Genomic DNA, 25421 nt, shown 5'->3' with positions numbered 1-25421 from the left:
GCTTGGCACCGATCTCCTGAATCGGCTTCTTGTTTGCCTCACGGGCAATCTCAATATCGGATTTATAGCTCATTGGGCTTTGGACTCCCTGCAAAAGTAGGCCGAACGAATTCAGACCCGTCCGCATATGCGACCCGGGGCGGAATCAGGTACTTTCTTTACGGTAAATATTTATTCATTTCGGTCAACCTTTGAATTTCAGAGACATTGAAGGAAAGAACATTTATCGCGCGATGGCACCATCGGATCACGCGTAACGTTTGCGCCCCGCGCTGAGCCCTAACAACCAATCCTCGACGATGCGTCGCTCGGGAAATGATTTTTGCGTTGGGCTCTTCAGAAGAAAATATCCCGACTGCGTTCGTACCGATATGTCCTGGATTGGTCTGACCAACGCACCGCTTTCAAGCAGAGGGTCAACAAGATGGGCCCAACCCAGTGCGATGCCCAAACCATCAACAGCTGCTTGTATAGAGAGAGGATAGGTGTTGAAGGCCACAGCGCGTTCCATCAATGAGGTGGAAATTCCATTGCTTCCAAGCCAAGTATGCCAGGTCATCCATTCCGCATGGCTGCTGGTCACCTCAATCAGATCCAATTCCGGCAGCGCGGATAGTACTGCCGCCTTCGGATTACTTTTGAGATAATCAGGGCTACACACCGGGAAAACGGTTTCCCCGAACAAAAGCTGCGCTTCATATCCGGGCCAATCCCCTTCCCCGCGCAATATCGTCAGATCCATAGAATCAGACAGGCACTCCGCGTCGCTGTCCGAAGACACCAGCGAAATACGGATGCGGCCATTGGATTTGTTGAACTTACGCAGTTGCGGCATCAACCAGAGCGACGCGACAGAGTTGGTCGCAGAGATAGACACCGTATTGGCCTGATGTTTGGCCAACATATCACGGCTGACGTCTCGCATCAGATCCAACGACTTTTCAACTGTCGCCAGCAATATGGCCCCTTGCTGTGTCAACGAAACCGACCGATGACCTCTGACAAACAAGGGTACGTCATAATGTTGCTCCAACAGACGTACTTTGCGGCTGATTGCTGTTTCCGAAATGTTGAGCACCTTGCTGGCCTGCGCGAAACTCTGGGCCTTGGCGGCCGCTTCAAAAGCCAAAAGGTAGTCGAGCGGTGGAAGAACCTTCCCGGTAACTGGTGCTTTCTTTGGCATCTGACGGCGGAACCCCAATCTGAAGCGGATTGCAATCAAAGAGTATTCGCCTGCGTCGACTGGAAACCGATCAGGCAACTGACTGTTAAGATAGTAAAAAACTGAATTAGCCTCAAGATTTTATGGGCAACGCCTCTCAAATTTCTGTTCTGCGTTTCGTGCAAATTTGGGCAGAATACGCAAATTCGGGGCCGGAAGAGCCCTCAATCCAATATCGAACGTCACTCAGGGAGCAATCATGAAACTTTCAAACCTACTTTCTGCTGCAACCTTGGCAGCGGTAGCGGGCACCGGTGCGATCGCAGAAGACAGCAGCGATCCGATCGTCATCCCAATTCACAACTGGTCCAGCCAGATCGTGATGTCTTACGTGGTCGGCCAGTTGTTCGAAGAGATCGGCGATAATGTCGAATACGTCACGACCGACAGTCAGGCGGTCTACGAGTCGGTGCGTCTGGGCGACGTCACGCTTGAGATGGAAGTCTGGGAAGGCGCATTTGGCGCATCTTTCCGCGCAGCTCTGGAAAAGGGCGGTCTGCATGATGCAGGCGACCACGATGCCGTCACCCGCGAGGACTGGTGGTATCCGATGTGGACCAAAGAGTCCTGCCCCGGCCTGCCCGACTGGAAAGCTCTGAACGACTGTGCGCATCTGTTTGCAACAGCGGAAACCGGCGACAAAGGCCGATATCTGGACGGTCCGGTTGACTGGTTGAAGCATGGTAAAGAGCGTGCCGAAGCGCTGGATCTGAACTTCACCGTTATCAATGCGGGTTCGGCGGCGGCCCTGTGGGCTGAAATTGGCGCAGCAGAAGCGGACAAGAAGCCGGTTCTGGTCTTCAACTGGACACCCAACTTTGCCGAAGCTGTCTGGCCCGGTGAGTTTGTCGAATTTCCTGCCTGGGAAGATGGATGCGACAAAGACCCATCCAAAGGTCCGAACCCGGATGCGCTGTATGATTGTGGTAACCCGGCAACCGGTTACCTGAAAAAGGCCGCTTGGGATGGTATGAAAGACAAATGGCCTGCTGCCTACTGTGTATTGACTGAAATTTCTTTCACAAATCCGCAGATCGCGGAGATGGCCAAGCTGGTCGATACGGACGAGCTGGAACCGGAAGATGCAGCGGCCGAATGGCTGGACGCAAACCGCTCTGTTGTTGATCCCTGGATCAGTGCCTGCAGCGGATAATCCGGTCATACGCAACGAAACTGGCGCGGCCTTGCTGATCTCATTGAAGCAAGGCCGCGCTTAACAAGAAAGAAAGGCAGCCATGTCAGCCACAGCGCCTGTAATCTCAGCCCAAAATGTCTGGAAATTGTTTGGGCCTTCGCCCGAGAGCTATCTGAAGTCCATGCCGGCTGGCCGTAGCTTCGACGAGATTCGTGCGGACGGCTACATTGCTGGGGTCAAAGACGTCTCGATTGAGGTTGGCCGGGGCGAAATGCTGGTCATCATGGGACTGTCCGGATCAGGCAAATCAACTCTGGTGCGGTGCTTTTCGCGCCTGCACGACATCACCGGCGGTACGATCAAGGTTGATGGTCAGGATATCATGGGCCTGAGCGAGCGTGACCTGATCGAATTGCGACGCAACAAAATGGGCATGGTATTTCAGTCTTTCGGCCTGCTGCCGCACCGTACGGTCTTGGATAACGTTGCCTTCCCGCTGGAAATGCGCGGTCAGGATCGTCACGACCGGCGCGAACGTGCGCTGGAAGTCATCAAGCTGGTCGGCCTTGAGGGCCGCGAGGAATACTTCCCACGCGAGCTTAGCGGTGGGCAACAGCAGCGGGTCGGCATCGCCCGGTCCCTGGCGATTGAACCGGATATTTGGTTTCTGGACGAGCCGTTCTCGGCCCTTGATCCGTTGATCCGCCGCGAAATGCAGGATGAATTCCTGCGGCTACAAGAGATGTTGGGTAAAACCATTGTCTTTATCACCCATGATTTTGACGAAGCGCTGCGTCTGGCGGACCGGATCGCGATCATGCGCAATGGCGCGGTGGAACAATGCGATACGCCGGACCAGATCGTCATGAACCCCGCCACGGAATACGTGGCGAAATTCACCGAGGACATCGACAAAGCCCGCGTAGTGCATGCGAAAGGGCTTGCGAAACCAGTCAACGGACACGCTTTGGAAGGCGCACCAATCAATGGTGGCGCAACGATCCACGAACTTGCGCGGGTTCTGGTCAATGACAACCGCATCCTTTTGCCGGTTGCAAATGACAAAGGCGTTGTCACCGGTGTACTGGAGCGCGACACCGCACTGAATGTCCTGCTCGGAGCCGAATAATGGCGACGCTGTCGACAGATCTGACAGAGACATCAGACACGCCATGGGGACGTTCCCGTGTACTTACTGTGCTGCTTGCCGTGGCCTTCGCACTGATCCTTGCCAAGGCAGTTGGTATTCTGCCTGAATGGCTAAACCGCATCCCCGAAGCCGCCATCCCACCCACAGCGCAGGTTCTGGACGCAGTTTTCAGCTTCATCCAAAATGACCTTGGCTTGATTTATGTAACCCGCTTTATCGCGGAAGGTCCTCTAGAGTTTCTGCTGGACACGTCAGCAAACCTTTTGGAAGGCAAGCGTCGCTGGCCCTATCTGGGACCAATCCCATGGTCTGCGATTGCCGCCGTCGCTGGGGTTGTTGGATACGCTGTCGGTGGATGGCGGTTGGCTGCCCTGGGCGCTGGAACCTTTATCTGGACGGCTGCGATCGGTCAGTGGAAGATCGCCATGCAAACAATGTCCGTGATCGTCGTCGCGGCGCCTTTGGCGTTCCTGCTGGGTCTGGCGCTTGGTATCGCCGCGTGGAAATATGGCTGGTTCGAGCGGATGTTGAAGCCCATTCTGTCTGTGCTTCAAACCCTGCCCTTCTTTACCTATCTGCTACCCGCTGTGATTTTCTTCAAGGTGGGGCCAACCGCTGGAGCCGTTGCAACAATTACCTTTGCCATCCCGCCTATGATCTTGATGACAACGCTGGGGCTAAAAAAGGTCAGCCCTGAAGTGATCGAGGCGGGCCAAATGTCCGGCTGCACTCGCTGGCAGATGTTGCGCCATGTCTATGTTCCGGCAGCACGCACCGAAATCCTAGTCGGCGTAAACCAGGTGATCATGCTGTGTCTAGCCATGGTTGTTCTGACCGCCTTTATTGGCATGCCCGGTCTCGGTGCCAAGCTGTTGGCTATGATGGGCAGCTTCAAACTTGGAAGATCGTTCGAGATCGGTGTTACGATTGTTCTTCTAGCCGTAACGCTGGATCGGATGTCCAAGGCATGGGTGGTCAAGCAACCTGTTCACTTTGAACGTGGGACACCCTGGTGGAAGCGGTATAAGATTTCACTGGTCGCACTGGGTCTATTCATTGGTTTTATTCTGCTGTCGCAGCTGTTTCCGATCCTGGCCGAAGTTGGTCGCAAACAGCACCTGAGCCAAGGCAAGGAAATTGATGTGGTGATCAAGTCGTTCCTGGCGATCGAGGCTATCAAGGAAACAACTGAATGGTTGCGCTGGTTCCTGAACGTCAAGGTTTTGATCCCGTTCCGGGACACATTGCTGGCGATCCCGACCCCCGCCTTCATCCTAATAGTCGTTGCCTTTGCATATTGGATCGGTGGTCGCCGCCCAGGTATATATGCGGCGGTTTTCTTTACCATCGTCGCATTCTCGGGTTGGTGGGACCGATCTGTGATCACTCTATACACAGTTATTTCGGCTGTTGCTCTGGCCACCTTGATTGGCATACCGCTCGGCGTAATCGCAGCCCGATCAGAACGTTGGTCAAAAAGCATCCTTCTGGCCTGCGACACAGCACAAACTTTCCCCAGCTTCATCTATCTGATCCCGGCAATCATGCTGTTCGGCGTTAATGACGTAGCTGTTGTGTTCTCGATCCTAATCTTCGCCGCGGTACCATTGATCCGGTACACCATTATTGGCCTTAGCAGCGTACCTTCAGAAATGACCGAAGCGGCAGACATGTCTGGATCAACGCGGCGGCAAAAGCTGATGTCAGTCCAGTTCCCGCTGGCACTACCGACAATGGCAGTTGGGTTCAATCAGGCCATCATGTTTGCCTTCTTCATGGTCATCATCGCGGCCTTCATCGGCACTCAGGATCTGGGACAAGAGCTGCAGCGAACGCTGGCCGGTACCGAGTTGGGCAAAAACTTTGTCCTCGGCCTGAACGTGTCGCTGATGGCTCTGACCTTTGACATGGCCATCAGCAGCTGGACGGAACAGCGCAAGAAGCGATTGGGGCTCGATTAGGATGTCACAACAGCAAAACATGCGTACGGTCACCCGTTTCGACGATACCGGCTTTATCAGAATGCAGATGAAAGACCGGCCCGACGCACAGGTCTGGTGGAAGAATGTCAGCTTTGACGAGGATACCGGGCAAGGCAGCTATCTGATGAAGATGGCGCCGGGCGCACGCTCGAACCCCCACATCCATCGCGGTCCGGAAGAGTTCTTTGTCCTCGAAGGTGACCTGACCGATCACGACGGGTTTCGTTATCACAGCGGAGATTTTGTCAGCTTTCCCGCCGGGTCTAGCCACTTTTCGCGCACCGAAACAGGATGCCTTTTGGTGGTCATGCACCGCGGCGCGACCGAAGCTATTCAGGAAGGTGCATTATGAATGTGAAGCCGGTCTTCGAAGTGCCGTATGAACGCAGCGGGGTTCTGGCTCCTGGCCTTCCAATCCTGCCCCATGGCACGGAACGTCATCCCGTCCCTGGCACAGGATCGCGTGCGGTTCCGGTGTCCAAAGGCGACACGATCACATTGTTGGATCGCGATGGGATGCAACCCGCCGAGATGGTGTTCTTTGCCCCGGATCGAAGCTCGGACGCTGCCATGCTTGGCGCGCAGGGGCACGGGCGACCAGAGGGGCTGATTGCAACTCTGGCGAATGGCTCGGCTTCGGGCAAGAAAGTGCTGCGCGCGTTAGAGGTTGCTGGTTTCGACATCGGACGCGGGGATGCAGTCAGGGCTTTCTCAGATGGATCACGCCCCGGCGACATGGTGCACTTCGTGGCGGAAAGTGACGGTCTTCTGATCGTCGCCGCACCAGGCGAAGCGATGCGCCCTGAAGACAATAACCCACCGACCGACATTATCCTGTACATTCAGCGTGCTGCTCCCGGCTTGGAAAAACCCGACGTGGGCCCGCCCGATCCGCTGGCCGACCCACTTAAGGATATCAACATTCAGCCTGGCAACGCCAAATCTTATGAGGTCAAAGCCGGAGAGTTCATCCAGATCGTGGATATCAGGGGCCGCGAATGCTCAGACTTTCAGGCGTTCAGCCGACGTGCATTGGATCAGGGGATCGAGCGCGAGATTGATCCCACCACGACACGCAGCCTGATGGGCAGCTTGTATCCGCAACCGGGTATATTCTCGAAATACTGGTCAGTCGATCAGGAACCCCTGGTTGAGATCGTGCAGGATACGTGCGGTCGTCACGACACGTTCGGGCTGGCCTGCACAGCAAGGTACTATGAAGATCTGGGCTATCCTGGCCATGTCAATTGCTCGGACAATATCAACAAGGACCTGAGCCAATATGGCATCCGTCCCCGCGCAGGTTGGTCCGCGATCAACTTTTTCTTCAATACAATGCTGGACGATAGCAATGCCATCGGTATGGATGATCCTTGGTCGCGACCCGGAGATTTCGTGCTGCTGCGCGCACTGACGGATCTTGTCTGCGTCAGTACCGGCTGCCCCTGCGACATCGACCCGGCCAATGGCTGGAATCCAACCGACATTCAGGTGCGAACTTATAAAGCGACCGAGGATTTTAAACGGTCCTACGGCTACAGAAAATCTGCGGAGGCGGATGTGGAAGAAACCAAGAAAACAGCATTTCACGACTGCTTTGCACGTCATACCCGTGATTTTGTCGAATATAATGGATATTGGCTGCCTAATACGATGACCAATCATGGCGCAATCGCAGAGTATTGGGCCTGTCGAGACAAAGTCGCCGTAATGGATCTGAGTCCACTGCGCAAATACGAGGTTGTTGGCCCGGATGCCGAAGAACTGATGCAGCTTTGCGTGACCCGCAACATGAAGAAGCTGAGCGTCGGTCAAGTTGTCTATACGGCAATGTGCTATGAACATGGCGGTATGATCGACGATGGCACTATCTATCGGCTGGGTGAGACCAACTTCCGATGGATTGGTGGCAACGACACCAGCGGTTTGTGGCTGCAGGAACAAGCGCGCAAGCACAACATGAATGTCTGGGTTCGAAACTCTACAGATCAGTTGCACAACATCGCGGTCCAGGGGCGATATAGCCGCGACATCCTCTCACAGATATTCTGGACGCCGCCGCAGCAGCCGACCATTGAAGAATTGCCTTGGTTCCGGCTTACAGTGGCCCGGGTCGGGGATGTGCGCGGCACCTCGGTCGTGATTTCCCGAACCGGATATTCTGGCGAGTTAGGGTACGAAATCTTCTGTCACCCTAAGGACGCTGTCGAGATTTTCGACCGTGTCTGGGAAGTTGGTCAGGATTATGGAATTGCCCCTCTTGGCCTTGCCGCCCTCGACATGTTGCGGATCGAAGGCGGCTTAATCTTTGCCGGGTCCGAATTTGACGACCAAACCGATCCGTTCGAGGCTGGGGTCGGTTTTACCGTCCCATTGAAATCTAAGACCGATAACTTCATAGGGCGCAGCGCAATTGAGGAACGCAAGGCTCACCCTCACCGCAAACTGGTCGGGTTTGATATAGAAGGTGGAACAGTTCCTTCTCCAGGCGATTGTGTACGTATCGGAAAAGCGCAGGTCGGTGAAATCACGAGCGCGATGAAATCACCCATCTTAGGCAAGGTCATCGCCCTCGGGCGGGTTGCATCAACCCATGCACTCGAGGGGCACGATATTGAGATCGGCCAACTGGATGGGCAGCAAAAGCGCTTGAAGGCAAAAATTGTTCCGTTCCCGCATTTTGATCCAGCAAAAGAGCGTGTGAAGGGTGTTTACCTAAGAAACGATTTCCCGGATGCGGCTGAATGATAAATTGACAACCAAGCAAACGGCCAAAGTTGCGGTCGTTTGTTTTCTGGGAATTGTCATGGCTACTTCGCCCGAATCCGGCTTCGCAGGATTATGTGACAGGGTTATCGCACTTGAAAACTACAACACCACCGGTTTCTCGCCCAAAGGAGCAATGTGCGAACCGTATGTCGGCCTGGTCAATGTACAAGGCATTTCATGCCGATGGGAGTTTCCGTTCCGAGACGCCGAAGCCAATCGCACATTCAACGACCTATGGACCGAAGTAACACGTTGCAAAGACGGAACTCAGAAACAACACGGTAGTTCCGTTAACCACCCTGACAGCTACGTGCAGAAGGAATTTATCACCTCGGACCGTCTTTATCGCGTCGCCCAAAAAGACAAGGGCCAAATCAATCGCACATTGGTGTTTTTGAGTCTCGAACTTCGCAATTGACGCAGCCGACGTACCTTTGTTCGCTAGATGACTAAGGATAGAGTAGTGCATGCTCTGCCATCTTCGATCGTCACGAAGCCCAAGTGCCGGACAACAGAACAGGCAGTGGCGCGAGCTGTCAGCTCAGGTGTTCTGATATGGACCAATTTCTTTGCTGACTCGGTCGCCGAACTTGCGGATGCTGATAGTTAGACCCTTTGCGGCGGGATGGTATGTTAGTCTAACAGATCGCACGAGTTGATCACGTTCGAAGAAGGTCGAAAGGGGCGGGATCTGGTTGTGTCGCAATCTTTTGACCGAGGTTGACGAAATTGCGTGCCCTGGTGCTTGTTGCTTTCAAATCAATCACGGGCAAGTTTTAGAATGATTTCTTTGAAAGGCTGCCACTTCCCAAAGGATTTGGTTTTGTACGCTGTGCTTTTCTATTTGCGCTACACTGTTTCCTATCGCGACCTTGAGGAAATCATGGCTGAACGGGGCGTTTCCGTCGATCGCGCCACATTGAATAGATGGGTTGTAAAAATTTCGCCGATGATCGCTGCGCGCGCGCAATCGAAAAAGCGCCCAACACAGAAATCCTGGAGAATGGACAAAACCTATCTCCGTGTGCGCGATAAGTGGGTGTATCTCTATCGGGCTGTCGACAAAGCAGGGAACACCCTTGATTTTATGTTGTCTGAGCGAAGGAACGGTCCCGCAGCAACCAGGTTCTTTGCCAAAGCGCTGTCATCAAACGGAATCCCAGACAAAGTCGTCATCGATAAGAACGCAGCCAACGCAGCCGGCATTCGAGAAGTGAACAGGATTCTGAAGTGGTTAGGTTGCCAAGCTAAGGTTTAGACAATCAGGTCCAAATTTTTGAATAACATGATCGAGCGGGATCATTGGTTCATAAAACGGCGCGTTCGACATATGTGTGGGTTCAAATCCTTCGCATCCGCGTCCGCTACGCTGGATGGCATTGAAGTAGCCACTATGACCCGAAAGCAGCAACTCTCCAGCGCAGCAAACCCCATCAAGGCGCGCCGCACCAACTTGATACTTGAGTGACGTGTTCTGATTGCGACCGTTAAAAGAAATATACGCACACATCCTGACATTTTAAAAACGCAGTTTGCAGTTTTGAGAATTTGGCGTGTTGGTCGCTTGGCGACACGCCGTACTAGGTAACCCCCTCAAATCCCAATGAAAAACTAGAATGTGCTAAAATCAAGACTTGCCGCCCACATCGTGAATATCGCATTACGGCAAAATAGTACCTACAATTCATTGAGAAACTTATAGTTCGTGCTGTGGAAACAAACCGTTTCGCACAAACTTGCGGCTTTACGGGAAACCCCGGAATATCGTCCAACTCGCAAAACCCGTATTTTGGGTTCAAAAATACCACTCACCCCCTCGAGTCTAAGGAGAGGGGCCGGCTTCTACCCCCTCAGCCAGCCCCTCGCACCACCTCTCATTTCCACACACTGGTGACAGATGGTTATCGTCAGAAGCGAATTTTGCCAGTGCATTCCTTTCTACGGCACACCAACTGTTCTTCAGCCATTATTTGCAAGTTCTTCTTGGGTATCCTCGTTGGAGGTTTGATCCTCTCCCACAGTTTGATCAATGACTTCTTCATTGTCTTCGCTGTCGGCATGGGCAGCTTCGCTATCGGTTGCGCCGAGCGTAGCTTTTACTGCTTCTTCGTCGGGATTAGAGGATCGTACTGCGTCTAGGACGCGGTCTTGTTGCTCCGCAGCCAAAACATCGTCTTCAGAAAAGTCACCCTTGTAACTCCCCAGGAGGCTTGCCTCTGCTTCATATACTGCCTCTGCGGCAGCCAATTGATCCTCGGTTGGGCGCTCAATCGCATTCCCATCATCTTTCAATATTGCGTCGTGCGCATCTTTAACCGCTTGAGCGTCTGCCAAATCTTCAGGGTCAGTCACACCCGGGTTTGCCATCTCATCGGCAAGAACCTTCTCAGCTTCTTCCAGCGTCATAGAGGCAGTGTCCAAGTAATCGTAAGCTGCAGCAATATCCTTAACGTCTGCTGGGCTTAAAGCGTAATCTTCACCCATGACATGATTGAAATTCGCGTCGGCAACGGCCAGGCCAGCGGCTAGGCTGACTGGCCCTGTACCCTTCGCATACTGACCGTTCGCAATATGCGCGAGCTTTGCATTGATGCTGGAATTAATCGCACCATCCAGTTTGCCAAGATTGCGTGGGGCGAGAGTGCCATCGTCGACAATTTTTGTTTTCTTGCTTTGCGGCTTCTGTATTGGCTTAACAGTAGACTTGTTTGCGCTCGTTGCTACCGGTTTGGTTTTATTACCTTTGAATAGGCCCTTGATCCCGTTCTTCTGTAGATTGCGGCCTAGCGTTTGAAAATCTTCTTTGACAGCCCGGCCCAAACGACCGCTGCGTTTTGACTTATCACCTTTGTTAGCGGACTTTCTGCTTTTCCGGTTCAGCTTGCTGTCTGAGCCCGCCCCACTCTTAGCGCCCTTGTCGCCGCCTTTGCCGCCTCCATTTCCGCCTTTTTCACCACCTTTGCCTCCACCATTTCCGTTGCCGTTTTTCGCATAGGCGTAATCGGCTGTGAGAACGGTCGCGATGGGTGCGGCTACGAAAGCAGATAACGCGAGTGCGGAAACGCTTACTCTCAGAAAGTTCAACAAAACAAAATTCCTTCTCGCTCTCATCATCTAAACCAAAGCGCTATTGCCACCGGATTAACCAAGATTGTCGGTGGAATGAGTTCAGATTACGGCAGTTTTCCGGCTTCCCAGAGTTGTTATTTTTAACCGAAGATTAACAACTTCGCCCTTACGACACTTAGGGCTGATGCGGGTGTGCTTGGTTGATGGAACGGTTGGGTGAATAGGCATTTGCAGCATCTGTTCATCCGTTTTCACAAGCTTCCGACATCACTGCATGGGTGCGATCTATGACATGCCGCACCTCTGCAAGAAACCGATCTTCATGATGGGTGACCAGCCACTGATCATGTTCCAGATCGTCAATCAAAGGTGAGACCGGTTTCAGGCCCGGCTGGGTGTTTCCAATGAAAGTTGGCAGAACCGCCCGGGCAAGACCTGCATTTGCAAGCTCAAGCGCATTTTGCGGCGCCGTCACTTCGATTGCGTCGTCCTCTTGCGCGTGCGCCCGCAGCCATCTGGACGAGGGTGTTTTGGACATCACGCGCGCCCAGGTCGAAATGCTCTCATCCGCAGCATAGACCGCAAAACGAACTCGCCCAATCTTGCGACCCGCCAGGCCAATCTCTTCTGGTCGGCGGTTTCGAATGCCGATCGCGGCTTCCCGGTGTCCGATCTTTAACACCTCTTCTGACGAGATGAATCGCAGCCGAACCGGCATTGAACGGGTAAGCCTTCCGACCGCGCCGATCAAAACCTTTGTCACCCAACTCCCGGCCGAGATTTTGACCAAAGGTGGCGCGGTGGCAAGGCTGCTTTCCGTGACAGGTATGACACGCGCTTCGATTCCTTCGACCTTCCTCAAAAGCGCTTGCCCGTCTTCGGTCAGGTCATACCCTCGCGGTTTGCGGTGAAACAGTTCGCTTCCCAGATTGCGCTCAAGCTCGATCATGCGCCGACCCAGGGTGGGTGCGCTCTTGCCGGTCTGTTCAGCGGCTGGTCCAAGCCCGCCCGCTCTGGCAACCGCAAGGAAAAGCCGCAAGTTGTCCCAGTCAAAGTTACCTTCATCCATGAAATGAAGATTGCATTCTGTGTTATTGATGAAAAGAGAGTCGCGGCTTTATTTCTGGAGGATCAGTCAAGAGGGCCACAGATGAACTTTCTCGACACCAAAATCTCACCCCTTGGTATGGGATGCTGGCCGATCGGCGGCAAGATGTATTGGGGCGAACAGTCGCTGGGTTACACCCGATCGGACGACGAAACCTCTATACGTGCGATCCACGCCGCACTGGATGGTGGAATCACACTTTTTGACACCGCTGCCGCCTATGGCGCGGGGCATTCTGAACGTTTGTTAGGCAAAGCGTTAAGGCACCGGCCCGACGCCCTGATTGTCACAAAGATCGGGGTTGGGATCGATGAGGCAAGCAGGCAGATTTCGTTTGACCCCTTCACCCCGGATCAGGTGGGCCCCGCCGTAGATGGGTGCCTGTCGCGGCTGGAACGGGATCGGATCGATCTCTTGCTGTTGCATGTGAACGATATGCCAATTGCCCAGGCGGAGGCGGTGTTTGACGAACTGGACCGGCTTAAAGAGGCTGGCAAGTTGCGCGCCTATGGTTGGAGCACTGACCATTCCGAGAGTGCCCGAGCGACCTCAACACGTGATGGTTTTGAGGCGGTGGAATACGTGTTGAACGTCTTTTTCGATGCGCCCCGCATGCAACAGGTTGTCCAAAAGGAAGGGCTATTATCCCTAATACGCTCACCTCTTGCGATGGGGTTGCTCTCGGGCAAGTACAATCGGAACAGTGTCATGGCACCAAACGACGTGCGCGCATCCGGTGAAAGCTGGATGGAGTACTATTCGGATGGAAGGGTAAACCCTGATTTCATGCAAAAACTCGAAGCGGTTCGGGATCTGCTGATCACCAATGGCCGAACGCTTGTGCAAGGGGCTCTCGGGTGGATATGGGGCCAATCTGAAACATACGTACCGATTCCGGGCGCTCGGACAGAAGAACAAATTGAAGGCATTTCGGGAGCACTGACCTTTGGTGCCTTGCCAGTTGAAGCAATGAACGAAATAGAAAGCTTGATTTCGCGCAATCCCAACGAGCCAGACCGCCCCAGGTAACTTTAAGAACTGTATCAAATCTGTGCGCTTGCCGCGAAAGTCGGCAACGCGGGCTGCTAACGCGGCATTTCAGATTTCTGTTCAAGGTCTGCTTAGGGCCGTCCGCATCGGAGCGACATAAGGCCAACAGGTCGCGGTTATGTGTTGCACCCAGAGATACGATCATTCGCGTGAATTCGTCCCACTATCTGAGTTCATTCTTTCGTCCAGCGTCTTTAATAGCTTGTTCAAATCTTCGACTTCCGCCGGAGATAGCCCCCGCAAAAGGTGATGCTGTGTTTCGACATGATCGCCAACGGCATCCTCGATTGTCGCAAAACCGGTCTCGGTCAAGCGGATCAGAAACCCGCGCTTGTCTTCGGGGTTTGGCACTCGCTCGACAAGGCCGCGTTTGACGAGTTGGTCGATACGATTGGTCATTGTTCCAGAGGTCACCATGGTCAGGTCCAGCAACTCGCCAGGGGATAAGCCATCAGGTTTACCCGATCTGCGCAGGGTCGCCAGGACATCAAAGCTGGCGGCGTTTAACCCATGTGCCTTCCAGGTTTTATCCATTTCACTTCGGAGCTTGGTAGCCATACGAGATAGCCGGCCGATGATTTCCATCGGTCCGACATCAAGGTCGGGCCGGGCCTTGTTCCATTGAGCAATGATGCGGTCTACGTGGTCCATGCATACATATTGCGGGATTATATCTTGACGTCAAGATAAAGCAGTATATCTTGACGTCAAGATAATGGAGATCTGCGATGAGACATCTCGACATTGGAATCACAGCCATTGCGCCATTGGTATGGGGCAGCACCTACTATGTGACGACGGAGTTTCTTCCTGCCGGGTATCCGGTGACGATGGCCGCCCTGCGCGCTCTGCCTGCTGGCCTGCTGCTGCTTGTTTTGGCTCCTCGATTGCCGAAAGGTAATTGGTGGCTGCGCATCTTTATTCTTGGCGCGCTGAACTTCACGCTTTTCTGGGTCTTTCTTTTTATCGCAGCCTACCGGTTACCGGGGGGAGTCGCGGCTACCGTCGGTGCTGTTCAGCCGCTGATCGTCGTATTCCTTGCCGCACCGCTGCTCGGGACCGCAATCCGAGCAGCGTCGGCGCTGGCCGCCTTGATCGGCATCCTAGGTGTTGGACTGCTCGTCTTGGGGTCCGGCATATCGCTTGATCCAATCGGTTTGATAGCCGGGATTTGCGGAGCGGCCTCAATGGCCGCAGGTACAGTCCTGACCCGGAAATGGCAGCCTCCCGTGTCGCTACTTACCTTCACCGCGTGGCAACTGACCGCTGGCGGTCTGTTGCTGGTGCTTCTGGCCGTCTTCATCGAGCCGCCTCTTCCTCCACTGGATGCACGAAACCTCTCCGGCATCTTTTACCTTGCTCTCATCGGGGCTGCGCTCACCTATATCCTGTGGTTCCGCGGCATCTCTCGGATAGAGCCAGATGCCGTCTCCGTACTTGGTTTTCTGAGCCCGCTTTCCGCCGTCCTGATCGGCTGGGCATTGCTGGGTCAGGCGCTGACACAGATGCAGATCACTGGGGCCGCGCTTGTTTTTGCCGCAATTTGGCTTGGACAAAGGGCGGGGCGCGTCCACTCGCCCAACCTTCCGAAACATCCCATCCGTAATCCAGTATAAAGGAAAACTTCCATGAAACTCATAGTATTTGGTGCCACCGGTGATGTCGGTTCTCGCGTCGTAACAGAAGCGCTCGCACGCGGGCATGACGTAACAGCAGCTGTCCGAAACGAGGCAGCGTTTGCCAAGTTGCCGGAAGGCATCAGGCCAGTCATCGCGGATGCGACAGACCCCGCAGCCCTCGCCACCGCCATGGTATCGCAGGAAATGGCGATCAGCGCGTTGCGCTCTCCGCCCGGGCGCGAAGGCGAGATTGTCGCTCTGACACGTTCGATCCTCAATGCTGCGTCACGCACGGGCCTTCGGGTGATCATCGTTGGCGGCGCCGCGCGACTCCATCTTCCAAACGGAAGTCCACATACGGTTTTGTCAGACCCCGATTTTTTACCTGAAAACATCGTTCCGATTGCCCGCGCATCGATGGCGCAATGGGAACTCTGCGCCACTGAAACATCGGCGAACTGGACCTATGCCAGCCCGTCGGCACTCTTGCAGCCCGGTCAACGCCTAGGCGCGTTCAGAACCGGTACGGACACGCTGCTCGTTGATGAAGCTGGCAAATCAGAGATATCGATGGAAGATTTTGCTGTTGCGCTGGTAGATGAGGCACAATCAGCCAAGTTCCCGCGTGCTGCGTTTACGGTCGGTTACTAACACTCGTCTCAGAGCGCTATGGAAAGGGCGTCCAGCCAGCCGGCTAGCAGGCAGGGCGTTTCCTAAAGGGAGCAGTCCGCCGACTCAAGACATTGATCGCTGCAGGGCCGACGCAGTTTCTTACGCGATGCAGTCCTGCGCCTGACCTGAATGCCACTCTCAGGTTTAAACATTCGTTTTCAGGAAACTGAACTGCAGAGTTGCTCAGATTGATCGATGTTTCCTTTGGGCCGTTAGATAGATCGCGGGAAACGGGTAATAGAAAGCCACAGGCGAGAGTGTTTGCGTGACAAAGGCAATATTCCGGCCGGGATTGATGGCTAGAACTGCATTGGCGTTGATAAGCACCATTGTTGGACCAAAGCCCATGGAGGGTCACCTTCCGAAGGCAACTCTACTCGAGCTTGGATAAAGTGTCTTACTTCCCAATAACTTTGAAACAGTTCCAAAAAGCTTTGTGAAAATATCAAATTTAGGCAAGCTGAGTCCGTGGAGAATTGTGCATGCCTGATGTCGCAAGCTGGCTGGCTGAATTCGGCTTAGAAAAGTACGCAAAGGATTTCGACGGCGTCGAAATCGATTTTGAGACTCTTCCGGAGTTAACAGAGAAAGACCTCGTAGAGCTGGGTTCGCCAATTGTTCCAAAACGCAAGGTTTGGGCTGTTATCCAACGTCTTAGTGGTGGGCTGAAGGAGCAGAATCCCTTGGGGTGGAACACTTTGGACAGGCTGGTACGGTTGAAGACACCTATCATCTGCATGGAATTGGCGCGAACGCAATTCTGCACGCGACGCGAGCGTTGTTGTCGGGGCGCGGGGCGCGCTACATTACTCCTCTTGCGGGATGAAAGAGATGATCAAAGACCAACCTCTGCCACCCGGCGCGCATTCCGAACCGGGGTTTTGGCTTGAAACCTTCAATCACCGTAACTGGTTGATGGATCAGGCCATGCGACAGTTTGAGTTCTTCAGCGCCAGTTGCCGAAACGGGCTTGGGCTCTTCATTCTTGGTCACGATGGCAGCTCACAGCCCGGTGAGTTTCAGGAATTGCACACGACCGCGCGTATGTTCCATTCATATGCTTTGAGACATCTTGCAGGTTTTCAGGGTGCTGATCAGATCATTGATCATGGCATGACATATCTCGAACGCCACCACAGAGATCGTGACTATGGCGGATATTTCTGGGCGCTGGAGGGTGATCAGATCAAGGATGATCGCAAGCTCGCCTACGGACATGTCCTCGTTCTTCTTGCCTCTGCAAGCGCGAAGCTGGCGGGTCACCCGGAGGCTGGCCGCCTGATGGCGGATGCCCGCGAGGTCTTGGACCAGCATTTCTGGGATAAAGAAGCGGGATTGTACTGCGACGAGTGGAATAGGGATTGGACACCTATTTCCACCTATCGTGGAATGAATGCGAATATGCATGGTGTTGAAGCGATGTTGTCTGCCTATGAGGCGTTCGGAGATGAATTTTACCTCTCCCGAGCCGGTCGCATTTTGGACTTCTTCATCAACAAGATCGCGGCTGGGGAAAACCGGCGGTTGCCTGAGCATTACACGTCTGAATGGCAGATTGATCATAACTATGCGGGTAATCCGATGTTCAGGCCTGCCGGAACGGCTCCTGTTCATTCGCTTGAACTCGGTCGGCTTCAGCTTCAGCATTGGGACTTGTCGGTTCGGCCGGAAGCCAATGCGCCCGGCACAGCGCGCCACTTGATTGAACAGGCATTGAATGATGCCTGATTACCCGGAGGTGGATTGGCCTACCCGCTGGACTTTGATGGCCAGGCTGCCAACGGCTCCCGGTTTTGGTGGTCGATCGCCGAAGCAATTGGAGCAGTCGCCGCGCTGATTACTCTGGACAAAATGCCGGAAGACGAGATCTGGTACCGGAAGCGCTAGACCTATGCGAGTGCTACGTTCTTGAATCATAACATGGCGGTTGGTTTCCAGCGGTGGCTGAGAATGGGAATGTCGTGACATCCATCTTTGATGGGAACCCCAACATTTACCACTCGCTGCAAGCCTGCTTGTTTCCGCTATCTTGACGCCTGTCGAGGATGATGCCTCTCTAGCCCACGCGCGCACTCAAAAGTCGACCACACAAGTTAGGTGAATGTCAGGTTCGTCTACAATTAGTTTCTGAAACTGCAGTGAATGGCCGAACTGGTGAAGCTGCACAGCGGCGCTGACGACGAAGCGGATGTCTGCTTTGGGCCGTAGTGTTCATGCCGCCATTAAGAGGAGTTCCGACAAATTCCCACTAAGATTGACCTGCTTGACAATGCCGAAAGACTCTCCTTTAGCGTTTACTTCCTCAAAGCGCAGCCTCGCCGCTCAGCTGTAAAACATTTGGTACAGGCCGTTCCCTCCCAGACAAAATGGCAATCCATCAAAGGATCGATTGCCCAGTCGAGTTCCAATCATTGAGAAACTTCTCGATGCCGGTATCGGTCAATGGATGCATGACCAATTTGCGGATAACGGACGGAGGGATTGTGGCTATGTCTGATCCGGCCAATGCCACCTCTGTAATATGATTGGGGCTTCTGACGGATGCAGCAATGATTTCCGTTTCAATACCATAGTTTTCGTAAATGGTACGGATATCACGGATCAGATCGGCTCCGTCCAGATTAATGTCGTCCAATCTGCCAATGAAAGGAGATACATAGGTCGCTCCGACTTTCGCCGCTAAAAGCGCTTGATTGGGTGAAAAGCAGAGTGTGACGTTTGTTTTGATGCCTTCTCTTTTGAAATGTGCACAGGCTCTGAGGCCATCTAGTGTCAAAGGCAGTTTGACGACGACGTTGTCGGCAATCGCGGCAAGGTGCTCTCCCTCTGCAATCATGCCAGCTGTGTCCAATGCTGCAACTTCTGCCGACACGGGCGTATCCGTCAGTGTACAAAGTTCGGCAACGACTTCTTTGAAATCCCGGCCGGACTTGGCTATCAGGCTTGGATTGGTAGTAACGCCATCCAACAATCCAAAGTTTATCAGATCTTTTATGTCGTTTACTTCTGCAGTGTCCACGAAGAATTTCATGAGCTTTCCTCATCGTGTATAGGGTGATTTTGATTGCATTTGAAATCGCCCAGAGGCGTTTGCATCAACGGATCGTTTCAGCTTTCGTTTCGCAGGGTCAGAACGCGTAGCGCATCCCGAATTCGGTGTAATTCTGATGCAGTGTGAGATCCGCTTTCCTGCTATCACGGATGACGTGTTCCGCGTTCGGCAGATCGTTCGTTTTTGCGCGTTGCAGCGCGGTTTGCGGGTCAAAGCCATGCTTGATCCAGCGATGCTGTAATCGGTTTTCAAGTTCCTCCAATGTGGAGCTGACAAAAACCGTTACGGCGTACACATCTGCCAACGTCCTCCACGGGTCGCTATTCATCAAAAGGTAGTTCCCTTCTACGACTACAGTCTGAGTTTCCGGGTGAACGGCAATCGCATTCGCAATGGCCAGGTCCATTTGGCGGTCAAATTTAGGATGAAAGGACTCATGCTGCGCGGATTGCAGCCCTCTGATTGCAGAGCAGAACCCAACTGCATCGAAGGTTTCCGGCGCGCCCTTTCGGGACAGCAAGCCTCGCGTTTCCAGCACGCGATTGTCCAGATGATAACCGTCCATGGGCACCAGCGTGGCTAAAGGAACCGCAGAGCTTTGTTGCGCGTTCAGCGATTGCACCACGTTTTCTGCCAAAGTCGACTTTCCGGATGCAGGGGGGCCGGCGATTGCGACAATCGACCGAACCCCAACCTGCCTCCGGGAGGTAATCAGGTCACAAACGCGCTTTGCATCCTGATCGATCACGCGGCGTCCTCTTTTGGGGGTTCCTTGGCGCCGGTCATGAAGGCCACCGCGTCGGACATCGTGTAATCCTTGGGATCAATGGTGCAGAGCCTTTTGCCCAGCCGATGCACATGAATGCGGTCAGCAACCTCAAAAACATGCGGCATGTTGTGGCTGATCAGAATGATCGGAATACCGCGTGCCCGCACGTCTTGGATAAGCTCAAGCACTTTGCGGCTTTCCTTGACCCCCAAAGCAGCCGTGGGTTCGTCCATGATGATGAACTTCGTCGCAAAGGCGGCAGCACGCGCAACGGCTACGCCTTGGCGCTGGCCGCCAGAGAGAGTTTCGACCGCCTGATTGATCGACTGCACTGTCATCAGCCCAAGCTCGGTCAGTTTTTCACGGGCGAACTTCTCCATGGCTGGACGGTCAAGCTGACGCATGTATTTGCCCATGAACCCTTGTTTGCGGATCTCGCGCCCCATGAACATGTTGTCGGCTATCGACAGAGCAGGCGACATGGCGAGCTGCTGATAGACAATCTCAATCCCCATATTTCGGGCGTCGATCGGAGAAGAGAAGTTGACCTTTTCCCCTTCGATCAGAATCTCGCCCTCGTCTGGGATAGTGGCGCCGCAAATCGCCTTGACGATGGACGACTTGCCTGCGCCGTTGTCGCCAATAACCGCAAGGATTTCCCCCTGGCGCAGTTCAAAGTCAGAATGGTCGATGGCGGTGACGTGGCCATAGCGTTTCACGATCCCGCGGCCCTGGACGACTGGAGTTGTGTCTGACATTAGCCCGATACCTTTCTGATCCACTGGTCGACTGCGACCGCTGCGATGATGAGAAGTCCGATAAGCAGGAAGGTCCACTGTGCGTCCGCGCCCAGAAGCCTGAGCCCCAGAGTAAAGACGCCGACAATCAGTGCTCCGAACAACGATCCCAGAATGGAGCCTCGCCCGCCAAACAGCGAGATACCCCCGATCACAACAGCGGTAATGCTCTCAATATTGGCCAATTGGCCGGAGGTCGGCGAGACCGATCCGATGCGCCCGATCAAAGCCCAGCCCGCAAAAGCACAGATCAAACCGGACAGCATGTAGACGGACATCAATGTTTTGTGGACGTTCACACCGGATAGCTCGGCCGCCTCGGGGTCGTCCCCCACCGCGTAGACATGCCGGCCCCAGGCCGTGTGTTTGAGCGCATAAGCCAGCACGAATATCAGAACGAGCATGAAGATCACGCCAACCGTGAAAGTCGCGCCACCGATGCTGAATTTTGTGCCAAAGAATTGCAGGAACGGGGCGTTGGCCTCGATATCCTGACTGCGAATTGTTTCGTTTGCGGAATACAGGAAGTTTGTCGCCAGAACGATCTGCCACATGCCGAGCGTAACAATAAAGGGCGGCAGCTTTACGCGACTAACCAGCCAGCCATTGAGAGCCCCGATTAGCGTTCCCATTGCCAGCCCGCACATCACCGCAATGGGCACGGGGATGCCGTAGCGGAAGGTGAACTGACCCATAATGACGGATGAAAACACCATGATTGCACCGACGCTCAGGTCGATGCCGGCGGTTAGAATGACAAGGCTTTGTGCCGCGGCCACGATGCCCACAATCTGGACCTGCTGCAGGATCAGCGTCATCGCAAAGGGTGAGAAGAATTTGGACCCCAGCAGCAGGCCGAAAATCACGATCGCGCCAACCAGAACGATCAATGGTACAAAGGATGGATTGACGTGAAGAAGATGCTGCAACTTCCCCAGAACACCACGCCGGTTATCTTCAAACTCCGCCACGGCTTCTGAAGCGCTGGCGGCGGTTTCGAATTCCTGAGTGTTTTGGTTTGCTTCAGACATATCTCCCCCTTTTCGTGGCTGGCATCGCGCCCACGAAATCAGTGTACAGGAAGTTTCGGTTTGCTGGTGAAAGGATTGATGAGGCGCTGTGGCGCGCCTCACCCAATATGGCTGTCTTTAGCCCCAGCAGAGATCCAGGCCTTCTGCGACCGACAGCGACTCGACCCCATCAACCGGCTGGTCGGTGATGAGCGCGACGCCCGTGTCATAGAAGTCTTTGCCGGGTGTGTTTTCGGGCTTCACGCCCTCTTCGGCCCATTTTTTTACGGCCTCAACACCAAGCGAGGCCATCAACAGCGGGTACTGCTGGCTTGTCGCCCCGATCACACCGGCTTCTACGTTTTGGACACCGGGGCACCCGCCGTCGACCGACACGATCAGCACGTCGTTTTCACGCCCGATGGATTTCAGTGCCTCATATGCACCCGCAGCAGCCGGTTCGTTGATCGTGTGAACAACGTTGATCGATGAATCCTTGGCCAGAAGGTTTTCCATCGCTCGGCGACCGCCTTCTTCGTTGCCGTCGGTCACGTCACTGCCGACCAGACGCGCATCGGTTTCGTCACCGATGACATTCGGGTCCGCCAAGTCCACGCCAAACCCGTCGAGGAAGCCCTGATTGCGCAGAACGTCCACTGTCGGCTGGCTGACATTCAGATCCAGTGTCGCGATCTTGGCATCGGCCGCGGCGTCGCCCATTTTGGCCTTGGCCCATTGACCGATCAGCAAACCGGCCTTGTAGTTGTCCGTCGCGAATGTCGCGTCTGCTGAGTCAATCGGGCTAAGCGGTGTATCCAGCGCAATGACCAAAACCCCCGCATCCCGCGCCTGTTTGACCGCAGGAACGATCGAGCTGGTGTCAGATGCCGTCAGTAGAATCCCTTTTGCGCCATCGAGGATGCAGGTTTCAATGGCCTGGACCTGAGTTTCATGGTCGCCATCAACCTTGCCGGCAAACGCCTTGAGCGTCATGCCCAGCTCTTCTGCCTTGGCGGTTGCGCCTTCCTTCATCTTGACGAAAAAGGGGTTGGTGTCGGTCTTAGTAATCAGGCAGACGGTTTCACCAGCCGCTTGCGCGGATGCAGCGGCAAAAGTCAGCGCAGTCGCGGATGCGGCGAGCTTGAGTAGATTTCTCATTTTGTCCTCCCAGAAAATTGTTGTGGCCCCGCGCGGAATAGCGACAAGACGCGCCTCCATCCTCCAATGAAGGTCCTGCTCAAGAAACCGTGATTCTAGCCCTTGTGTCAATAAATAAATAAAGTTTATTTATTAATTTACCCACGTATCTTTTCATAAGAAAACAAGGTGTTTATGTTAAAACTATGGAAAGAGAAGCGTTGAAAATACTAACTGGCGGGGTAAGCCAAAGCGGTGTTCGTGATCATAACGAACGCCTGATTCTGACGGTTTTACAACGGCATGGACCTGCTGCCGGGGCCGAAATCGCGCGGCTCACAGGCCTGTCTCCGCAGACCGTGTCGATCATTCTGCGTAAGCTCGAAAAGGACGAGATCCTCAAGCGTGGGACGCCGCTAAGGGGCAAGGTGGGGAAACCTTCGACCCCGATGGAACTCAATCCCGAAGGCATCCTGTCGGTGGGGATGAAGATCGGTCGCCGCAGCGCTGATCTTCTTTTGATCGACTTCACCGGCAAGCCGCGCCATCAAATCTCGACGACTTATGACTATCCGCTGCCCGAAGCGGTGTTCGGGTTTCTGGAGAAAGGATTGGAGGAACTTCTGGTCCATGAACCCCAGAAACTTCGCGACCGTGTATGCGGGATTGGAATCGGAACTCCCTTCGAACTGTGGAAATGGCACGACCTGTCTGGGCTTGCGGCCAAAAAATTCAGGTCTTGGAAAAACGTGAATTTCTTTTCCGAGGTCGCCAAGTTCAGCGACCTGCCAGTTTTTGTGGTCAACGATGCGACGGCTGCCTGTCACGCCGAGCATCTTTATGGGCGCGGGGCCGAATATCGCGACTATTTTTATTTCTTCATCGGGTCAATGATCGGCGGCGGAGTCGCGCTGAACGGCACCGTGTTTGAGGGCAATCAGGGAAATGCAGGTGCCTTGGGCGCGATGCGAACGACCGGGCCATTAGGCGAAAGCCAGCAGTTGATCGACACTGCATCACTGTTCCTGCTCGAAGACAGGTTGATCGAAGCCGGTGTCGATCCCCAAATACTCTGGACGAAGCCACAAGATTGGAGCAGCATTTCGCGATATGTCGAGCCTTGGATTGGTACCACGGCACAAGAACTTGCCAAGGCTGCCTTGTCTATTTGCGCGGTCATCGACTTTGAGGCGATTTTCATAGACGGCGCGTTCCCATCGGAAGTGCGGGAAGAGTTAGTTGCCCGGGTTCGTCGTTACCTCCTCAACCAAGACAAGCGTGGATTGATTCCTCCGGTCGTAGAAGCTGCAGCAGTTGGCGACAACGCCCGAGGCATTGGAGCAGCAAGCAGCCCGATCTTCCGCCAGTTTCTATTGAATACCAATGCGGGGCTTTCTGGGATGTAGCCTACCCAATGGCTGAAGGGTAATCCGGCAGACAGCGGCGAGGATCATTATCACGCAGGATTACTTCATCTGGAATGTTGTCCTGCGCGACCTTGTTGAACGGATCGGCTTCCCAGTTTAGCTCTGGTGCTTTCATTTTCGTGAGTTGCCGTGGATGCCATACAAGTTCAATCATGCCCGTCGCCTGCAAGCGCGTGATCTTGCCACTTAAGTAGTTGAAGCAAAAATTACATCAAAAGCGCTGAACCACATGACATCTCTCGGTCATGCAGAACATGAACGCATTTTCTGAAGTGTTGGGTCTGGGGTCAGTTCGCCCTAGCTCTGATCCATGCAACAGGGTCCCTGCAGAGAAAGCACTGGAGCACGTTTAGATGCTTCAATTCCTGCCAGTTCAGACGTGAATTATTCACGTCTTTCAGACCACCCCCTTCTGAATAAAGTTGGTGCTTCGCCGTAGCGTTTCTTGAATCGTACCGTAAGTTGTGTAGCGCTGCTAAAGCCTGTGGCTGCCGCGATTTCCGCGACCGCCATCTCGGTTTCGCTGAGCAATGCGTAAGCCCTCGAAACGCGCAGTTCTAGATAAAACTGAACAGGCGAAGTTTCGACATACTTTTGGAAGAGACGCTCTAACTGGCGACGAGATATCTGCACGGCTTCTGCTATTTCAGAGATATCTAACGGCTCTTCCAGGTTTTCTTGCATGATCTGCATTGCGTTGATCAGGTACTGGTTGCGACTACCTAAAGCTACCGAAAAGGCTGATTTCTGGAGCGTTTTACTATTGTTGGATCGAAAGTGAATGCACATGTCCGAAACAATGACCGCGAGGTCATTTCCGAAATTGGATTCGATCATGTCCAACATCATGTCGGTTGCAGCATTTCCGCCGCCACATGTCATAAGCCCATTGTCGATCTCATACAGGTTTGACGATGGCTCCAAGTCATCAAAATGTTCGACAAAAGCAGGGTGGTTTTCCCAATGTAATGTGAACCTTTTCCCTGAAAGAACTCCAGCCTTGGCAAGGGCGAAAGCCCCTGTGCAAATACCACCCAGTTTACATCCAAAGGTTCTTTGGCGGCGGATCCACGACAGCACCTTGGGGTTTGTACTTTCCGCCGGCTCAATACCCGAGCAGACAAACAGCCGCGACGATCGCGGCAAGTTGTGCAACGCAAAATCCGGCGTAATTTCAACCCCATTCGAGCAAGAAACCGGAATTCCATCTTCAGTGATTAGAAACCATTTATACAGTTCTTTGTTAGTAACCTGGTTGGCGATCCTCAGAGGTTCCACTGCGGCGCTGAAGGCCAGCATAGTCAGCTTTGGCAGCAGCAGAAAATAGATTTCCTTGGCCGATCCATCATAGTCAATGCGATAGCTGGCCGCGCCCTTTGGGACAAAGTTTTTCGGGTCCATATGCTCTCCTCCCAGTATCGATCGAGGCGGGTGAAGGGCACCAACACCTCAT

General features: G+C 53.9%; 24 protein-coding genes and 2 pseudogenes. 15 read left to right on the top strand and 11 right to left on the bottom strand.

Annotation, left to right across the window (positions count from 1 at the left end):
- Window positions 1-247 precede the first annotated feature (247 nt).
- Entirely contained in the window at window positions 248-1183 is a 936-nt protein-coding gene (locus AC2FI7_RS20355; protein ID WP_050806471.1) for a LysR substrate-binding domain-containing protein, read from the bottom strand.
- A gap of 238 nt (window positions 1184-1421) precedes the next feature.
- Between AC2FI7_RS20355 and AC2FI7_RS20350 the strand changes: the two genes are divergently transcribed.
- The 7 genes and pseudogenes from AC2FI7_RS20350 to AC2FI7_RS20320 all read left to right on the top strand — a co-directional run bounded on the left by AC2FI7_RS20350 (window position 1422) and on the right by AC2FI7_RS20320 (window position 9726).
- On the top strand, window positions 1422-2375 hold the full coding sequence (locus AC2FI7_RS20350) for an ABC transporter substrate-binding protein (RefSeq protein ID WP_010442423.1): 954 nt from the start codon (window positions 1422-1424) through the stop codon (window positions 2373-2375).
- An 82-nt stretch (window positions 2376-2457) separates the two neighbouring features.
- Window positions 2458-3486, top strand: a complete 1029-nt coding sequence (locus AC2FI7_RS20345) for a quaternary amine ABC transporter ATP-binding protein (protein WP_010442422.1) — start codon at window positions 2458-2460, stop codon at window positions 3484-3486.
- Window positions 3486-5468: an ABC transporter permease gene (locus AC2FI7_RS20340; RefSeq protein ID WP_010442421.1), complete on the top strand. Its 1983-nt coding sequence runs from the start codon at window positions 3486-3488 to the stop codon at window positions 5466-5468. Before AC2FI7_RS20345 ends, AC2FI7_RS20340 begins: the two co-directional genes overlap by 1 nt.
- Window position 5469: 1 nt before the next feature.
- Window positions 5470-5841, top strand: coding sequence for a cupin domain-containing protein (locus AC2FI7_RS20335; protein ID WP_010442420.1), 372 nt, complete (start codon window positions 5470-5472; stop codon window positions 5839-5841).
- Entirely contained in the window at window positions 5838-8237 is a 2400-nt protein-coding gene (locus AC2FI7_RS20330; RefSeq protein ID WP_010442419.1) for a trimethylamine N-oxide demethylase, read from the top strand. The genes AC2FI7_RS20335 and AC2FI7_RS20330 overlap by 4 nt, the downstream gene beginning before the upstream one ends.
- A 58-nt stretch (window positions 8238-8295) precedes the next feature.
- The gene (locus AC2FI7_RS20325) at window positions 8296-8676 is read left to right on the top strand and encodes a hypothetical protein (RefSeq protein WP_139056614.1); all 381 of its coding nucleotides are present in this window, start codon (window positions 8296-8298) and stop codon (window positions 8674-8676) included.
- Window positions 8677-9039: 363 nt separating this feature from the next.
- Window positions 9040-9726, top strand: a pseudogene (locus tag AC2FI7_RS20320) (IS6 family transposase).
- Between the two features lie 491 nt (window positions 9727-10217).
- On the opposite strand, the gene AC2FI7_RS20315 reads toward AC2FI7_RS20320, so the two are convergent.
- Window positions 10218-11345 carry a hypothetical protein gene (locus AC2FI7_RS20315; protein WP_496816661.1) on the bottom strand — a complete coding sequence of 376 codons (1128 nt, stop codon included), beginning with the start codon at window positions 11343-11345 and terminating at the stop codon, window positions 10218-10220.
- A gap of 223 nt (window positions 11346-11568) precedes the next feature.
- Window positions 11569-12396 (bottom strand): LysR family transcriptional regulator, encoded by an 828-nt coding sequence (locus AC2FI7_RS20310; protein ID WP_010442415.1) that lies wholly within the window; start codon window positions 12394-12396, stop codon window positions 11569-11571.
- Between the two features lie 81 nt (window positions 12397-12477).
- Here AC2FI7_RS20310 and AC2FI7_RS20305 point away from each other — a divergent pair, with 81 nt between their 5' ends.
- The gene (locus AC2FI7_RS20305; RefSeq protein ID WP_496816659.1) at window positions 12478-13464 is read left to right on the top strand and encodes an aldo/keto reductase; all 987 of its coding nucleotides are present in this window, start codon (window positions 12478-12480) and stop codon (window positions 13462-13464) included.
- Between the two features lie 162 nt (window positions 13465-13626).
- Here AC2FI7_RS20305 and AC2FI7_RS20300 read toward each other — a convergent pair whose 3' ends face one another.
- The gene (locus AC2FI7_RS20300; RefSeq protein ID WP_010442413.1) at window positions 13627-14136 is read right to left on the bottom strand and encodes a MarR family winged helix-turn-helix transcriptional regulator; all 510 of its coding nucleotides are present in this window, start codon (window positions 14134-14136) and stop codon (window positions 13627-13629) included.
- A gap of 77 nt (window positions 14137-14213) precedes the next feature.
- On the opposite strand from AC2FI7_RS20300, the gene AC2FI7_RS20295 reads away from it, so the two are divergent.
- The 6 genes and pseudogenes from AC2FI7_RS20295 to AC2FI7_RS20270 all read left to right on the top strand — a co-directional run bounded on the left by AC2FI7_RS20295 (window position 14214) and on the right by AC2FI7_RS20270 (window position 17663).
- Entirely contained in the window at window positions 14214-15101 is an 888-nt protein-coding gene (locus AC2FI7_RS20295; protein ID WP_010442412.1) for an EamA family transporter, read from the top strand.
- A 12-nt stretch (window positions 15102-15113) separates the two neighbouring features.
- Window positions 15114-15755: an NAD(P)-dependent oxidoreductase gene (locus AC2FI7_RS20290; protein WP_010442411.1), complete on the top strand. Its 642-nt coding sequence runs from the start codon at window positions 15114-15116 to the stop codon at window positions 15753-15755.
- Between the two features lie 503 nt (window positions 15756-16258).
- Window positions 16259-16420: pseudogene (locus AC2FI7_RS20285) on the top strand (SAM domain-containing protein); the annotation flags it as partial.
- A gap of 44 nt (window positions 16421-16464) precedes the next feature.
- The gene (locus AC2FI7_RS20280; RefSeq protein ID WP_496833587.1) at window positions 16465-16602 is read left to right on the top strand and encodes a hypothetical protein; all 138 of its coding nucleotides are present in this window, start codon (window positions 16465-16467) and stop codon (window positions 16600-16602) included.
- Between the two features lie 5 nt (window positions 16603-16607).
- Entirely contained in the window at window positions 16608-17504 is an 897-nt protein-coding gene (locus AC2FI7_RS20275) for an AGE family epimerase/isomerase (RefSeq protein WP_010442408.1), read from the top strand.
- 15 nt (window positions 17505-17519) lie between these two features.
- Complete coding sequence (locus AC2FI7_RS20270; protein ID WP_010442407.1) at window positions 17520-17663, top strand: hypothetical protein; 144 nt, start codon at window positions 17520-17522, stop codon at window positions 17661-17663.
- A 490-nt stretch (window positions 17664-18153) separates the two neighbouring features.
- Here AC2FI7_RS20270 and fsa read toward each other — a convergent pair whose 3' ends face one another.
- The 5 genes from fsa to AC2FI7_RS20245 form a co-directional block, all read right to left on the bottom strand.
- Window positions 18154-18807 (bottom strand): fructose-6-phosphate aldolase, encoded by a 654-nt coding sequence (gene fsa, locus AC2FI7_RS20265; protein WP_010442406.1) that lies wholly within the window; start codon window positions 18805-18807, stop codon window positions 18154-18156.
- A 97-nt stretch (window positions 18808-18904) separates the two neighbouring features.
- A complete protein-coding gene (locus AC2FI7_RS20260) occupies window positions 18905-19576 on the bottom strand; it encodes a nucleoside/nucleotide kinase family protein (protein WP_496816655.1) in 672 nt (223 codons plus the stop codon).
- Window positions 19573-20355 (bottom strand): ATP-binding cassette domain-containing protein, encoded by a 783-nt coding sequence (locus AC2FI7_RS20255; RefSeq protein ID WP_010442404.1) that lies wholly within the window; start codon window positions 20353-20355, stop codon window positions 19573-19575. Before AC2FI7_RS20255 ends, AC2FI7_RS20260 begins: the two co-directional genes overlap by 4 nt.
- Window positions 20355-21425 (bottom strand): ABC transporter permease, encoded by a 1071-nt coding sequence (locus tag AC2FI7_RS20250; protein ID WP_010442403.1) that lies wholly within the window; start codon window positions 21423-21425, stop codon window positions 20355-20357. The genes AC2FI7_RS20255 and AC2FI7_RS20250 overlap by 1 nt, the downstream gene beginning before the upstream one ends.
- Window positions 21426-21542: 117 nt before the next feature.
- A complete protein-coding gene (locus AC2FI7_RS20245; RefSeq protein ID WP_029622083.1) occupies window positions 21543-22562 on the bottom strand; it encodes a sugar ABC transporter substrate-binding protein in 1020 nt (339 codons plus the stop codon).
- 185 nt (window positions 22563-22747) lie between these two features.
- Here AC2FI7_RS20245 and AC2FI7_RS20240 point away from each other — a divergent pair, with 185 nt between their 5' ends.
- Window positions 22748-23947, top strand: coding sequence for an ROK family transcriptional regulator (locus AC2FI7_RS20240; RefSeq protein ID WP_010442401.1), 1200 nt, complete (start codon window positions 22748-22750; stop codon window positions 23945-23947).
- Between the two features lies 1 nt (window position 23948).
- Here AC2FI7_RS20240 and AC2FI7_RS20235 read toward each other — a convergent pair whose 3' ends face one another.
- Window positions 23949-24083, bottom strand: a complete 135-nt coding sequence (locus AC2FI7_RS20235) for a hypothetical protein (RefSeq protein ID WP_259462657.1) — start codon at window positions 24081-24083, stop codon at window positions 23949-23951.
- A gap of 269 nt (window positions 24084-24352) precedes the next feature.
- Window positions 24353-25369 carry a GlxA family transcriptional regulator gene (locus tag AC2FI7_RS20230; protein WP_010442399.1) on the bottom strand — a complete coding sequence of 339 codons (1017 nt, stop codon included), beginning with the start codon at window positions 25367-25369 and terminating at the stop codon, window positions 24353-24355.
- Window positions 25370-25421: the final 52 nt, after the last annotated feature.

The organism is Ruegeria sp. YTSA064 (assembly GCF_059610325.1).
Note: the sequence above shows the minus strand (reverse complement) of the source record. Positions and strands in the feature narration are given on the sequence as shown.